The sequence below is a fragment of the Arthrobacter citreus genome, assembly GCF_038405225.1.
GTDB classification, from domain to species: Bacteria; Actinomycetota; Actinomycetes; order Actinomycetales; family Micrococcaceae; genus Arthrobacter_B; species Arthrobacter_B citreus_A.
This window is the reverse complement of sequence record NZ_CP151657.1, coordinates 1,464,651-1,478,180: the sequence shown is the minus strand read 5'-3', so window position 1 is coordinate 1,478,180 and position 13,530 is coordinate 1,464,651. Positions and strand designations below refer to the sequence as shown.

Annotated in this window: 12 protein-coding genes and 1 riboswitch; of the genes, 8 read left to right on the top strand and 4 right to left on the bottom strand. The window is 64.0% G+C overall.

Translation table 11 applies throughout. The features are described 5' to 3' along the window. Positions 1–25 precede the first annotated feature (25 nt). From AAE021_RS06755 to AAE021_RS06745, 3 genes are all read right to left on the bottom strand, one after another. Positions 26–265, bottom strand: coding sequence for a hypothetical protein (locus tag AAE021_RS06755; protein ID WP_342024845.1), 240 nt, complete (start codon positions 263–265; stop codon positions 26–28). A 101-nt stretch (positions 266–366) separates the two neighbouring features. Continuing rightward, positions 367–975, bottom strand: a complete 609-nt coding sequence (locus tag AAE021_RS06750; protein ID WP_342024844.1) for an SGNH/GDSL hydrolase family protein — start codon at positions 973–975, stop codon at positions 367–369. 79 nt (positions 976–1,054) lie between these two features. Continuing rightward, the gene (locus AAE021_RS06745; RefSeq protein ID WP_342024843.1) at positions 1,055–1,636 is read right to left on the bottom strand and encodes a TetR family transcriptional regulator; all 582 of its coding nucleotides are present in this window, start codon (positions 1,634–1,636) and stop codon (positions 1,055–1,057) included. Positions 1,637–1,904: 268 nt separating this feature from the next. Between AAE021_RS06745 and AAE021_RS06740 the strand changes: the two genes are divergently transcribed. From AAE021_RS06740 to AAE021_RS06730, 3 genes are read left to right on the top strand one after another with little or no spacing between them, the layout of a single operon-like run. Next, positions 1,905–3,218 (top strand): sugar ABC transporter substrate-binding protein, encoded by a 1,314-nt coding sequence (locus AAE021_RS06740; protein ID WP_342024842.1) that lies wholly within the window; start codon positions 1,905–1,907, stop codon positions 3,216–3,218. 34 nt (positions 3,219–3,252) lie between these two features. Further along, on the top strand, positions 3,253–4,224 hold the full coding sequence (locus AAE021_RS06735) for a sugar ABC transporter permease (protein WP_342024841.1): 972 nt from the start codon (positions 3,253–3,255) through the stop codon (positions 4,222–4,224). Next, positions 4,217–5,056 carry a carbohydrate ABC transporter permease gene (locus tag AAE021_RS06730; RefSeq protein ID WP_342024840.1) on the top strand — a complete coding sequence of 280 codons (840 nt, stop codon included), beginning with the start codon at positions 4,217–4,219 and terminating at the stop codon, positions 5,054–5,056. Before AAE021_RS06735 ends, AAE021_RS06730 begins: the two co-directional genes overlap by 8 nt. 5 nt (positions 5,057–5,061) lie before the next feature. Here AAE021_RS06730 and AAE021_RS06725 read toward each other — a convergent pair whose 3' ends face one another. Next, positions 5,062–5,883, bottom strand: coding sequence for an SMP-30/gluconolactonase/LRE family protein (locus AAE021_RS06725; protein ID WP_342024838.1), 822 nt, complete (start codon positions 5,881–5,883; stop codon positions 5,062–5,064). A 224-nt stretch (positions 5,884–6,107) separates the two neighbouring features. Here AAE021_RS06725 and AAE021_RS06720 point away from each other — a divergent pair, with 224 nt between their 5' ends. From AAE021_RS06720 to AAE021_RS06700, 5 genes are all read left to right on the top strand, one after another. Beyond that, a complete protein-coding gene (locus AAE021_RS06720) occupies positions 6,108–7,700 on the top strand; it encodes an ABC-F family ATP-binding cassette domain-containing protein (protein WP_342024837.1) in 1,593 nt (530 codons plus the stop codon). A gap of 191 nt (positions 7,701–7,891) precedes the next feature. Beyond that, positions 7,892–8,009, top strand: a riboswitch (SAM riboswitch). 310 nt (positions 8,010–8,319) lie between these two features. Continuing rightward, positions 8,320–9,960: an ABC transporter substrate-binding protein gene (locus AAE021_RS06715; protein WP_342024836.1), complete on the top strand. Its 1,641-nt coding sequence runs from the start codon at positions 8,320–8,322 to the stop codon at positions 9,958–9,960. Beyond that, on the top strand, positions 9,957–10,991 hold the full coding sequence (locus AAE021_RS06710; RefSeq protein ID WP_342024835.1) for an ABC transporter permease: 1,035 nt from the start codon (positions 9,957–9,959) through the stop codon (positions 10,989–10,991). Before AAE021_RS06715 ends, AAE021_RS06710 begins: the two co-directional genes overlap by 4 nt. After that, the gene (locus AAE021_RS06705) at positions 10,988–11,860 is read left to right on the top strand and encodes an ABC transporter permease (protein WP_342024834.1); all 873 of its coding nucleotides are present in this window, start codon (positions 10,988–10,990) and stop codon (positions 11,858–11,860) included. The genes AAE021_RS06710 and AAE021_RS06705 overlap by 4 nt, the downstream gene beginning before the upstream one ends. Continuing rightward, a complete protein-coding gene (locus AAE021_RS06700) occupies positions 11,857–13,509 on the top strand; it encodes an ABC transporter ATP-binding protein (protein WP_342024833.1) in 1,653 nt (550 codons plus the stop codon). Before AAE021_RS06705 ends, AAE021_RS06700 begins: the two co-directional genes overlap by 4 nt. Positions 13,510–13,530 lie beyond the last annotated feature (21 nt).

Below are 13,530 nucleotides of genomic sequence, written 5' to 3'. Positions count from 1 at the left end.
ACTCAGCTGCGGGCGTTACCCGGCGTTACCCGCGGTCCTTCCCGCGCTCCGCACTGCGCTTCACGTCACGGGCTGTCGCCTGGATTTCGGCGTCACTCATGCCGTGATGCGGTCCCCAATAGGCACAGACGAGGTTGCGGATTTCCGTGCTGATGGCGTCTATGTCCAGGGAGCGGACCCGGGGCAGGATCTCCCTAACCGCCCGTGTCACTGCGTGGCACAGATCGGGTGACCGCGGGGCTGAGGCTGGATTGGGGGTTGGCATGAGCAGTCCTTCCCAGGGGATGCGTCAGTTGCTGACCTTCCTTCAAGAGTAAGCCGCCTTACAGCGAGGTGCGCGTCGGTGCGGAAGAATTTCAGGAGTGCTCACGGCTGGCCCCGCAGCAGTGAGGCTGCCACGGCCCGGGCTATTTTTCCCCCGCCCTGGACCGACGGTTCGATGGTGTTGGCGTAGTCGCCGTCGTCGTCGCACACCACCCGCAGGTCTATCACCGAAAAGCCTGCGGCGAAGGCCGCCCGGGTGATGCTGTCGTTGAACACGGCAAGTGCGGTGCGAATAATCCGCTGGTTCGGAGCCGAGGCCGGGGTGTCATAGATGGTGCAAACCGACGCCGGCAGCCCCAGCCCGCCCACTGCTGCCGCCATGGCTGAGTACCCGGCGCTAAAGGAATCCTGCGCCGCAGCCAGCTTGGCCAGGGCACCGGACACTGTTCCCGCTTCCTCGGACAGCAGTCCCGAGTATCCGAGGGCATCGTTTCCTCCCACGCTGATCACCAGCCGATCAGCGGTTGGCGGCAGCTTACGCAACTGGCGGACGACGTCGGCCGTCACCGCTCCGTCCTCGGCAAGCAGGGTGGTGGTCCAGTCATCGGGCAGCTCCCCGCGCAGCTGAGCTGCCACGTCGGGTCCACCGCCAACATAGGCGCCGTTGTCCAGGATGGAGTCACCCAGCAGGACCACATGGGACGGTTGCATGGCGAACAGTATGCGCCCCGCCGGAGCATTCAGGGAAGCACGGCCTCACCCGTGCCCCGCCAGTCAGGCGTCTGCCCAGTCAGGCGTCTGCGCCGGGGCCAGTTCCCAGTATCCGCAGGGCCATGTTGCTGTGATGCTCCCCGATTTCCGCTGCCGTCAGCCGACCGTCGGCCCGGTACCAGCGGGCAACATCGATGCACAGCGACACCACGGTGACAACAGCCAGGTTCGAATCCGGCACATCGAAAATTCGCCGGGCCACCCCGTCGTCGACAATCTTTCGGAATTCGTCCTCCACTTGGCGGCGCATGGCTCGCACCTCCGCCAGGTGTTCTTCGCTCAGCGCGGCCAGTTCGAAGTTCACCACCCGTGAGCTTGTATGGTTGGCGGCCTGCCACTCTGCCAAGCTGCGCACCAGTGCCTTCATCTGCTCCGCAGGATTGGCTCCTGTGCCGCTGGCTCGAACCAGTTCCAGCGTCCGCTCATGGCCATTTTTTGAAATGCAGTACAGCAGGTCTTCCTTGGAGCGGTGATGAACGTAGACGGCGCCCGGGGTCACGCCCGCGCCGGTGGCAATGTCCCGCGTAGTGGTGCCATGGAATCCCTTGGCCGCAAAGGCTGCAGTGGCGGAAGAAAGCAGTCGCTGTGCAGTCTCAGTCATGTCATTCGCTCCAGAATCCAGCAGCCGTTCCGTTGACCGCGGCGTGCCCCGCCCGGGTTGGCGCGGTGCGCGGGCAGCACTAAACGGATGATTAGCAACGAGCCTAGCAGGGCCGTGAGCTCATGCCCGGGCAACTTTTTCCAACTGGGTCTTGTCACGGCCGGACGGATGACTAATATTCTCGCTTATCGCATCAGATAGAGCGGATGTGCCCAGCCAGGTGCATCCGGGCCAACGGCGCTTTGGAGACAGACAAGGAAGTCATCCAATGAAAATTCGTTCGCTTGCCGCAGCAGCGGCCATTGCAGCACTGACACTGACCACCGCCTGCAGCGGTTCAGGCGACACCGGCACCAATGACAGTTCGGGCGACGGGAACGGACTGACCTACTGGGCCAGCAACCAGGGCACCAGCCTCGACGACGACAAGGCAGTACTGACCCCTCAGCTGGAAAAGTTCGAGGAAGAGACCGGCATACCGGTCAATCTGGAAGTCATCGGGTGGAATGACCTCCAAACCCGCATCCAAACTGCCGTCACCTCAGGTCAGGCTCCCGACGTCGTTAACATCGGCAATACGTGGGCCGCATCTTTGCAGTCCACGGGTGCCTTCATGCCGTTTGACGACGAGGCATTCGAAGCCATTGGCGGCAAGGACAAGTTTGTCGAGGCTGCAGTGGAAACCGGCGGAGCGCCCGGAGAGGATCCAACGTCCGTTCCCCTGTATGGGCTGGCCTACGGCCTGTACTACAACAAGGCGATGTTCGAGGAGGCCGGCCTCACCCCTCCCACGTCATGGGAAGAGCTGGTTTCCTCGGCCCAGGCCCTGACCAGCGGCGACCGTTACGGCCTGGCCCTCGCCGCCGGGAGTTACACCGAAAACGCCCACTTTGCCTTTATCAATGCGGCCCAGAACGGTGCCGACCTCTTCGACGCCGACGGAGAACCGACGTTCGCTTCGGACGGCGTGGTGGACGGCATCAAGCGGTACCTCGATCTGATGCAGTCGGACAAGGTGGTGAGCACCTCCAACGTCCAGTACGAGAATGCCATTCGGGCAGTGAATGATTTTGCCACCGGCAAAGTGGCGATGATCCTTAACCAGAACAATGCCAACAACAGCATCGTGGCCAACGGCATGACGAGCGATGAGTACGGAGTTGTTCCTTTCCCGGCACCATCAGACAGTGACACCGACGTTGCTTCCCACGTTGCCGGCATCAACCTGTCCATTTTCGAGGCCTCAGCCAACAAGGATGATGCGCTGAAATTTGTGGAGTTCATGACCAGGGAAGAGACACAGACAGCGCTGGGGCGTCCTTTCGCTTCGCTGCCGGTCCTCAACGGCGCCACTCCCAACTTCACGGACAACCCGGAGGAAGCGGCAACGTTTGCTGACATCTATGCAACTAAATCCAAGCCGCTGCCGCTGGTGCCGGCCGAGGACCAGTTTGAAAGCACCGTCGGAAACGCCATGAATCAAATGTTCGCCACCATTGCCTCCGGCGGAACGGTCAGCACGGACGACATCAGGAATGCGATGGAGACCGCGCAGGACCAGGTTTCGGCGGCCGCGGGCTAACATCCGGGCCCCCGGCGGAGAAAGGTGGGTTGTCATGGCTGCTGTCAGGACGGCTGAGGAACCGTCACTCCAGGGAAACGCGGCAGGAACGCTTCGCAAACGCAGGGCGGCCGGGTGGTGGCTGCCCTACGCATTGCTCGCACCCGCCGTGATTTTCGAACTGCTGATTCACGTCATCCCCATGGTCACCGGTATTTGGATGAGCTTCCTGAACCTCACCCGGGCCTTCATTGCCAACTGGGGGGAGGCACCCTTCGCCGGTTTCGAGAATTTCCGGGTGGCCCTGGACTTCGATGCCGCAGTGGGGGAGGCCCTGCTGCGGTCCTTCCTCATCACCTGCGCCTTCACCGTGCTTGTAGTGGGCCTGGCCTGGGGAATGGGAATGGCTGCGGCCGTCGCACTGCAGAAGCAGTTTTGGGGCCGCGGCCTTTTCCGCACCTTGTTTCTGGTGCCGTATGCCCTGCCCATGTACGCCGGAATCATTGCGTGGAAATTCATGCTGCAAAAGGACACGGGGGCCGTCAACCACTTCCTGTACGACAACCTGGGACTGAGCGGCGAGAAGCCGTTCTGGCTGATTGGTGACAACGCCTTTGTGTCGATTGTGGTTGTTGCACTGTGGAGATTGTGGCCCTTCGCGTTCCTGATGCTGATGGCCGGCCTGCAGTCCATACCGGACGACGTGTATGAAGCCTCCGCCGTTGACGGCGCAAAGCCCCTGCGGCAATGGCGGTCCATCACGCTGCCGATGCTCCGTCCGGTGAACATGGTGCTGATCCTGGTGATGTTCCTGTGGACGTTCAACGACTTCAATACGCCGTTTGTCCTTTTCGGAACCGCTCAGCCACCGGCCGGTGACCTGATCTCCTTCCATATTTACAACGCGTCATTCCTGACCTGGAATTTCGGCTCCGGCGCAGCCATGTCGGTGCTGTTGCTGATCTTCCTTCTCATCGTCACCGGCATCTACCTGCTCACCGTGAATAGGAGGTCGCGCCGTGCGTGACACAACGGGAACCAAGATATTCCGGGCAGCGGTGCTGACGTTCCTGACCATCTTCACCGCCGTTCCCGTGTACGTCATGCTGACTTCGGCGATGAAGCCCCTCTCGGATGTGCAGGGGGCGTTCAGCTGGCTGCCCACCACGGTAACCTTTGCCCCCTTTGTCGATATGTGGAAAACGGTGCGGCTGGCCGATTACTTCGTCAACAGCCTCATCGTGGCCGGCGCCGCCACACTCCTGAGCGTGGTGATTGCCGTCTTTGCGGCCTACGCCATCTCGCGGTACCGGTTCCGCGGCCGCACCGTTTTTTCCACCACGGTGCTGTCCACTCAAATGTTCCCCGGCGTGTTGTTCCTGCTGCCGTTGTTTCTCATTTTTGTGAACATCAATTCGGTTCTGGGCATTCAGCTGGTGGGGACCCGCGGGGGACTGATCATCACCTATCTCACGTTCTCGCTTCCGTTCGCCATCTGGATGCTCGCGGGATATTTTGACGGTATTCCGCAGGAGCTGGATGAGGCGGCGAAGGTTGACGGCTGCGGGCCAATGGGCGCCTTGATGCGCGTGGTGCTTCCAGCCGCCCGCCCGGGGCTGATCGCCGTCGCCATCTATGCCTTCATGACGTCCTGGGGCGAGGTGCTGTTTGCCTCGGTCATGACGACGGACGCCAACCGGACACTTGCCGTGGGCCTGCAGCTGTACTCCACGCAAACAAATGTGTACTGGAACCAGATCATGGCCGCATCCCTGGTGGTCAGCATTCCGATTGTGGTGGGGTTCCTCCTGCTGCAGCGCAGCTTTGTGGCGGGGCTTACCGCGGGAGCCGTGAAGTAGGAGTCCTACTTCACCCGCAGGCCCATGACCCGGCCGGTGTTGTCCGCAGCAGGATCCATCGCCTCGGGCCACTGCGCCGTCATCATGAACAGGAGGCCGCCGTCGTCGCCGCCAGCCGCGCAGGAGAAGCACCCATGCTCCAGCTGCACTGTTTGCAGGACCTCGCCGCCCTGCCGGACCCGCACACAGCGTTCGCCCGGCACCTCGGCAAACCAGATGCCGCCGCTGCCGTCCCAGCAGATGCCGTCCGGCGCGCTGCCCTCCACTGATGCCCACACTCCTTCCGGTTCCAGCCCGCCGTCATCCCGGATCCGGAAGGAGGTGAGACGCCCGGCGTTGGATTCCGCCACCACAAGCGTGGCACCGTCGCCGGACACCAGCATGCCGTTGGGGAACGCCAGTCCGTCGGCCACTTTTTGCGTTGACCCGTCCTGACGGATCAGCGCGATCACACCGCTGTCCTGCATATCGCCGGAGTAGTCGTAGCCAATGCCGTTGACGTAAATGTTCCCGGAGGGATGCACGGCAATTTCGTTCCAGGGGAATTCGGAAATGCCGCGCAGGTCAGCAACGGGAACCAGGCCCGCATGCGGGACTTCGAGCAGGACGGAGCCCTCGGCGCCGGAAACGACCGCCATGCGCCCGTCCGGAAGCCAGTCAAAGCTGATGGGGAAGGACGGCACTGAGCTGACCCGCCGTACGTTTCCGTCCGCGTCCAGGGCGGAGATGGTGCCGGCAATCCAGTCAGCAAACCACAGCTCGTTTCCGTGCCAGCGGGCTGATTCCCCCATGCCCAGCCCGGACGCCAGCGTTGTCGCTTCAGCCATGGTGAACACCTCTTTCAGTGCGGAAGGGCGGTTGAAAATTGGAGCTGGTTCTCAGTATGCAACCCCGGCCGCGCCCCGGAACAGGGTCAGCGCACTTACCGGAATCAGCGCTCAGCCGCACCGGATAAGATGAGTGGCTGGTCAACGGGCGTAATACTGCCGGCCGGTCCCTCCGGACCGCCGGTGCCGGGCACCAGCTTCATTCCCGAAAGGACACTCCCCGTATGAGCCTGATCCGGCTGCAGGACGTCAACGTTGGCTACGACAAAACCCAGATCCTGCGCGAGGCTTTCTTCCGCCTTGAGCCGAAGGACCGGGTTGGCCTCATTGGCAAGAACGGTTCAGGCAAGTCCACGCTGCTGAAGCTGATCCTGGAACAGATAGAGCCGGACTCCGGCACCGTTTCCGTGGACCAGGGACTGAAGATCGGTTACTTTTCGCAGTTCTCGGAGCTGAACGGTGAGTCCACCATCACCGAAGTGCTGGATGCCCTGTTCGTGGAAATCAAGGCCGTTGAAGCGGAGCTTGCCGCCATCGACGAGACTCTCGGAACCGACCCCGCCCCCAAGGTCATGGATAAGCTCATTGGCCGCCAGGCTGAACTGTTCGAGGCCATGGACCGCCTCGACGGATGGGACTATCCGCGCCGGATCGACGCCGCGCTGACCACTCTGGGGTTCAGCGACGCACACCGCACCTGCCCCATCGATGCCCTCTCCGGCGGCTGGCGCAACCGTGCGGCCCTGGCGAAAATCCTGCTCGAGGCACCGGATGTGCTGCTCCTGGATGAGCCCACCAACTATCTCGACGTTGCCGGCGTCGAGTGGCTGGAAGGCTGGTTCCGCGACTTCCGGGGCGCCGCCGTCATCGTCTCCCACGACCGGAAGTTCCTGGACGCCGTGGTCACCCGGATCATCGAGGTGGAGAACTACCACCTGCATGAATACCCCGGGAACTTTGCCGAATACGTGATCCAGAAGCAGTTCCGGCTCAAGGCGCTGGAGTCCCAGTTTGTGCATGAGTCCGAGCTGCTGGCCTTTGAGGCCGAGGGCATCTCGGACCGGCGTGAAGCCGCCAAGGCCGGCAGCGGAGCACTGGACGGCAAGCTCGCCAAGATCAAGAAGGCCCGTGCCCCGCGGCCCGTGGACCAGATCATCACCGAGATCTACGGCGGACTGCATGTGAAGGACAACCTGTGCCGGGTGGAGTCCCTGGAAAAGTCCTACGGGGACAAGACCCTGTTCAGCGGACTGAGCTTCGAGATCCGGCGCGGCGACCGCCTGGTGGTGCTCGGCTCCAACGGCAGCGGAAAAACCACACTGCTGCGGGTTCTGACCGGTGAGGAGAAGGCCGACGCCGGCAAGGTCGCCTGGGCGAACGGGGCCAGGATGGTCTCCTACAACCAGGTCCTGGCAGAGCTCGACGACGCCGACACCGTCACCCATGCGGTCAACGCCATGCCGAATTCCCTGGCCCTGACCGCCACTAAGAAATCGGTCAACCGGTTCCTGACCATGTTCCAGTTCTCCGAAGCGGACCTGAAGCAGAAGATCGGCAACCTGTCCGGCGGGCAGAAAGCGCGTGTGGCGATGGCCCAGTGCCTGCTCTCCGGCGCCTCGGTGCTGCTCCTCGATGAGCCCACCAATCACTTGGACCTCTCCAGCACGCAGGTGATGGAACGGGCGCTGCTGCATTTCCCCGGTGCCGTGGTGGTGGTCAGCCACGACCGGTTCTTCACCGACAAGATCGCCAACCGGCACCTGGTGTTTGGCGCAGACGGCGCCGCTCCCGGTGAGATCGACCTCAGGGTCGCGTAATACACCCGCCGGTCCGGCTGCAGTAGGCCCGGACCGGCGGCGTGCCGGCTCCGTTTTACCCCGTCCGGCGCCTTACGCAGTGTTACCTGCGTGTGCCGTCATATGGCCGCAACAGCGTCATATGACGGGGACTTACCCCACACGACGTCCTCTGCGCACAAACCTTCCTCCTGCCCTAGCATGGAGTCAGCAATCAAGAGTTCCAGCCATCGGCCCTGGCCGGCTGGACAGCAACCCTCTCGTCGTAGCGGGGTGCTCCAGGTGATGATTCGGCCGGCGGGCACCTGCCCGGCCCGGCAAGTACGGCGTCTCCGCTGCCCCGGCAGCGCCCCCGGGGCGCCATGACCCGTAGAGGCACGCCCGATGAATCGATGTCCCCGCTCCACCAGCTAGGTTTCGAACCAAGCCGTTAGGCTTCCCCTGCCCGGCTTCCCCTGCCCGGCTGCGATGTGCCCGGCCGCGATGCCCGGCCGCACACCTTCGCCACCGCCGTGCTTTTCCCTGCCCTGCGCTTTTCCCTGCCTGCGCCTTCCCCTACCCGTGCTTTGCCCTGCCCACGGGCCACCCGTCTCTGCCGGCCGGAATCTGCTTTCGGCCCCTCCCTCGAGAAAGTAGCGCCATGAAACTCACCCGCAAACATCCGGTGCCCGTCCGCGCTGTACCCCTGCTGATCCTGTCCGTGCTGACCGCGGTCCTCGCATCCGGCTGCAGCCAACCGGGCAACGCCTCCGAATCCAGCGACAAGCACGGTGGCGAGGTGGTCTACCTCGACGCCGAACTCTCCTCCAACACGCAGCTCCAGAGCAGCGGCACCTGGCAGGACAGCGCCTACATCCAGAACATCACGGACCGGTTGATCTACCGGGACCCCGAAACACTGGAGCTGAAACCGTGGATCGCCGAGGAATGGACCGTCAGCGATGACGGACTCACTTACACGTTCGTGATCCGGGAGGGCGTTACCTTCAGTAACGGCCAGGTCCTGGACGCCCAGGCGGTCAAGCGCAATCTGGACTGGCAGGCCGCGGGGGACAGCGAAAAGGGCATCCCGGCCAATAACTGGTTCCCCAAAGTGTCGGCGGTAACGGCCGACGACGCGTCCCGGACCGTTACGGTGCAGCTTACGGCCCCGCACGCCCCCTTCCTTAACGTGCTGTCATTCTGGCGGACCAGCCTGGTCGCTGATGAAACGATCAACGCACCGATTGAAGCCCAGTCCCAGTTGACCGGCATCATCGGCAGCGGCCCCTTCACTGTGGAATCCGAAAAGTACGGCGAGGAAATCGTCTTGGCCCGGCGGGACGGATATGCATGGGCCCCGCCCGGCCTGGAGAACCAGGGCGAGGCATATCTGGACCGCATCACCATCATTCCGGTGACCGAAGACAGCGTGCGGCTTGGCTCGCTGCGTGCCGGCGAGGCGGACCTGATCCGTTACATCCAGCCGAGCGAGGAGAAGACCCTGACCGCGGCCGGACTCGAAGTGGTCAGTGTTCAGGGCGTGGGCAACTCCAACGTCTGGGATCTGCGGCAGTCCGCGCCGTTCCTGGATGATGTGCGGGTGCGCCAGGCGCTCCAGCACGGAATCGACCGGGACCAGATCATTTCCGACCTCTATACGGAGAACTGGAACAAGGCCACCAGCATCCTCACTCCCGGGTCCCTGGGGTACAAGGACGAATCGGAAAAGCTGGCGTTTGACCCGGACAAATCCAACCAACTGCTGGACGACGCCGGCTGGACCGGACGGGATGCGGACGGGTTCCGCACCCGCGACGGAGAGAAGCTGCACATCCTCACCTACGTTGACGTTTACGACAGCACGTCCAAACCCCTGTTCCAGCTGATCCAGTGGCAACTCAAGCAATTGGGCGTCAACCTGGAGATTAAGGAAACGGACTACGCCAACTACTCCACCGTGCTGGCCGACCCGGCAGTGGGCGCACGCCGCAACGGCTGGCCGGAAGCGGATCCGATCCGACTCACCGTCAACTATTCCAGCGAGTACCTCAACGCCTTCAACCTGCAGCAGCCCGACGCCGTACTGGACGCCCTGCTGGCCGAGCAGCTGACGGCCACGGACACCGCTGTCCGCAGCGGGATCATCGGCAAAATCCAGGACCACATCATCGATTCCGCATATGCGCTGCCCATTCTCGATGACTCCCAGGTTTTCGCACTGCAGCCCACCCTCCACGGGTTGTCCTTCGGTGCGGAGGCGCGCCCGTCCTTTTACGAGACCTGGACGGAAACCAAATGAGGAACGTGTCCGGCCCCGCTTTCATCGCCGCCCGCATCGGGCAGTCTCTCCTAGTAGTCGCGCTGACCTACGTCTTCGTGTACTTCATCCTCTTCGCTCTGCCGGGCGACCCCATCGGCAGCCGCATCAACAACCCGCTGAACCCCATTCCGGAGGAACAGGCTGCTGCCATTACCGCCTACTACAACCTGGACCGGAGTGCGCTGGAACAGTTTTGGATTTCGGTGACCCGCCTGTTCCAGGGGGACCTGGGCTTCTCGCTCGCCACGGGCAGGCCGGTCGCGGATTTGATCACCCAGGGACTGGGCGAGACGGTGGCACTGGCCGCAGCGGCCCTGGTCCTTGCCCTGGCCCTCTCCCTCCTGATTGCCGCCACCGCCGTTCTGGCGCCATGGAAAGCGGTCCGCCGGCTGGCCGGCGCCTTCCCGGTGCTGTCCCTGTCCACGCCGAGCTTTCTGGCCGGCCTGCTGCTGCTGCAGGTGTTTGCCTATCAGCTCGGCTGGTTCTCCTCCATCCGCGATGAGGGCGCCAAGTCGCTGCTCCTGCCCGCGGTGACGCTGGCGTTCGGTGTCAGCGCACCCATCACCCAGGTGCTCATCCGCGGGCTGCGCAAAGCCTATGGCGATCCTTTCGTCACCGTCCTGCGCGCCAAAGGGGTGCCCGAGAGCCGGATCTTCAGTTCCCACGTTCTGCGCAATGCCTCGATTCCTGCGCTCACCCTGTTTGGGCTTACCGTCGGCGAACTGCTGGCCGGTTCAGTCATTGCCGAGGCCGTGTTCAACCGGTCGGGACTGGGCTTCGTGACGGAGCAGGCCGTCCGGGCCCAGGACGGCCCGGTGGTGCAGGCTGTGGTCATGCTGGTGGCCGTTGTGTTCACCACCATCAATCTCCTCACCGATCTGCTCTATCCGGCCCTTGATCCGCGGATGGCCCGCCGGCGGAACGAGAGACGGCGATCCTCCGGTTTTCCGCCTGCCACTGCGCCGGCAATCGAGCGGCCGTCAACGGCATCGGAGGCTCTGGTCCGATGACTCCGCCACCGACAAAACCGGCTGCCCCGCCGTCAACCCGCAAGGAACGGATCCTCAATAAAGCCCGGACGACGACGCCGGGAGACTGGCTGGCGCTGTGCTTCCTGCTGCTCCTGCTGGCAGCCATAGCGGCTCCGCAGCTGCTGACCCGGTTCGATCCGCTGGAGGCCTCCCAGGGAAACACCCTGCTGGCGCCCACGCCGGCGCATCCTTTTGGCACCGACTACCTCGGCCGTGACCTGCTCGCCCGGGTCATTCACGGAGCCGCCCAAACCATCGGCGCATCCCTCATTGCCGTGGCCATTGGGCTGGGAGCCGGATCGGTGCTGGGACTCGTCGCGGCATACTTCGGGTCCTGGGTGGACACGGTGGTCAGCCGCATTGTCGATGTCCTGCTGTCCATTCCCGGGCTGCTGCTCTCCATGATGGTGGTGGTGGCGCTGGGGTTCGGCACCCTGAATGCCGCGATCGCCGTCGGCATTGCTTCAGTGGCCACTTTTACCCGCCTGATGCGCTCAGAGGTACTGACGGTGCGGAACCTGACCTTCGTGGAGGCCGCCCATCACCTTGGCGCCCGGCCCGCCACGGTGCTGTTCCGGCACGTGCTGCCCAACTCCTACACCGCTGTGCTCTCCATGACGGCCCTGCAATTCGGTTCGGCGATCCTGTGGATCGCCGCCCTCAGCTTCCTGGGCTACGGCACCCCGCCGCCGCATCCCGAATGGGGGCTGCTGGTCTCGGAAGGCCGCGAGTACATTGTTTCATCGCCCTGGCTGACGCTGCTGCCCGGCCTGGTCATTGTCCTAACGGTGCTGTCCATCAGCCGCGTCAGCGCCCTCTTCCGAGACACACGTGAGGTATCCGAATGAACACATCACCGGCACTGGAACTGCGCGGCCTGAGTGTCGCCTACGGACAGGGCTCGTCGGCCGCCAACGTCGTCCACCAAGCGGATCTGCGTCTGGAGCGCGGCCAGACGCTGTCCCTGGTGGGCCAATCCGGCTCCGGTAAGAGCACCCTCGCCCTGGCCGCCGGCGGGCTCCTGCCCGCCAGCGGCCGGATCACCGCCGGCACCGTGCAGGTGGGCGGGGAAGACGTCACGTTTTTCGACCGCAGGCAGTGGCGGCGGCTGCGCGGCACCGGGGTGGGCTACATTCCGCAGGATCCGCTCAGCTCCCTGGACCCCCTGCACACCGTCGGTGCACAGCTGGGGCAGGCACTGCGGCTCCACACCGGCACGCCGGCGGCCTGCATCGCTGCGGAGGCCGCGTCCCTGCTCGCAAAGGTTGGCATCCGCAATCCGGAACAACGGATCCGGTCCTATCCGCATGAGTTGTCCGGCGGCCAGCTGCAGCGTGTGCTCATAGCCATCGCGATTGCCGGCCGGCCGCAGCTGCTGATTGCTGATGAACCTACCTCCGCGCTGGACGTCACCGTGCAGAAAAAGATTCTTGACCTGCTCGGTGAGCTGCAGGCCGACCTCGGCCTGTCAATCCTCTTCATCACGCATGACCTGGCGCTGGCTGCGGACCGCAGCGACACACTGGCAGTCCTGAATCACGGCCGGGTGGTGGAATCCGGTCCCGCCGCCGAGATTTTGGAGCGCCCGCAGGATCCCTACACGCAGGCGCTGTTCGCCGATGCCCCGGCGCTCAGTCCGCACAAATACCGGCCCGGGCTCACCGCCCCCGCGGCAGTGCGGCGGGACTCCGCCGTCGTCGTTCACGGGCTGGTCAAGCGGTACGGTGCCGGCGACGTTTCTCCGCCTGTAGTGGACGGTGTGAGCTTCACGGTCCGTGCCGGATCCACACATGCCCTGGTGGGGGAGTCGGGATCGGGAAAGACCACGGTGGCGCGCGTCCTCGCGGGGTTGGAAAGCTTCAGCGGCGGTTCCGTGACGGTGGGCGGACGGACACTGGATCCGGCGCCCGGAACCGTAAATCCCCACGCCCGGCAGCTGCAACTGGTCTATCAGAACCCGCTGGCGGCGCTGGACCCAAAGTTCAGCATCGGGCAAAGCGTTGAGGAGCCGCTGCGCCTGCACCGCACGGCGGATGGCACCGCAAGCCGGCGCGAACGTGCCGCTCGGGTGGCCCAGGTGCTGGACCGGGTGGGGCTGCCGCAGGCCCTGCTGGAGCGCAGGCCACGGGAAATCTCCGGCGGCCAGCGCCAGCGCGTGGCCATCGCGCGAGCTTTGATCCTCACGCCGGAGGTCCTGGTCCTGGACGAGCCCACCTCGGCCCTGGACGTCACCGTTCAGGCCCGCATCATCGACCTGCTGTTCCACCTGAAGGAAGAGGCCGGCCTGACCTATCTCTTCATCTCCCACGACTTGAGCCTGGTGCGGCAGATTGCCGATGAAATCTCGGTGCTGCGCACCGGCCGCCTGGTGGATGCCGGCTCCGTGGACCACATCTTCACGGAAAGCACCAATCCCTACACGCGCCAGCTCATTGATTCAATCCCCGAACAGGACACCCGGGCCGTTCCGACGCGGCACCTGGCCGGCCGGCTGTAGAAGCCCCCATTGAAAGGACCT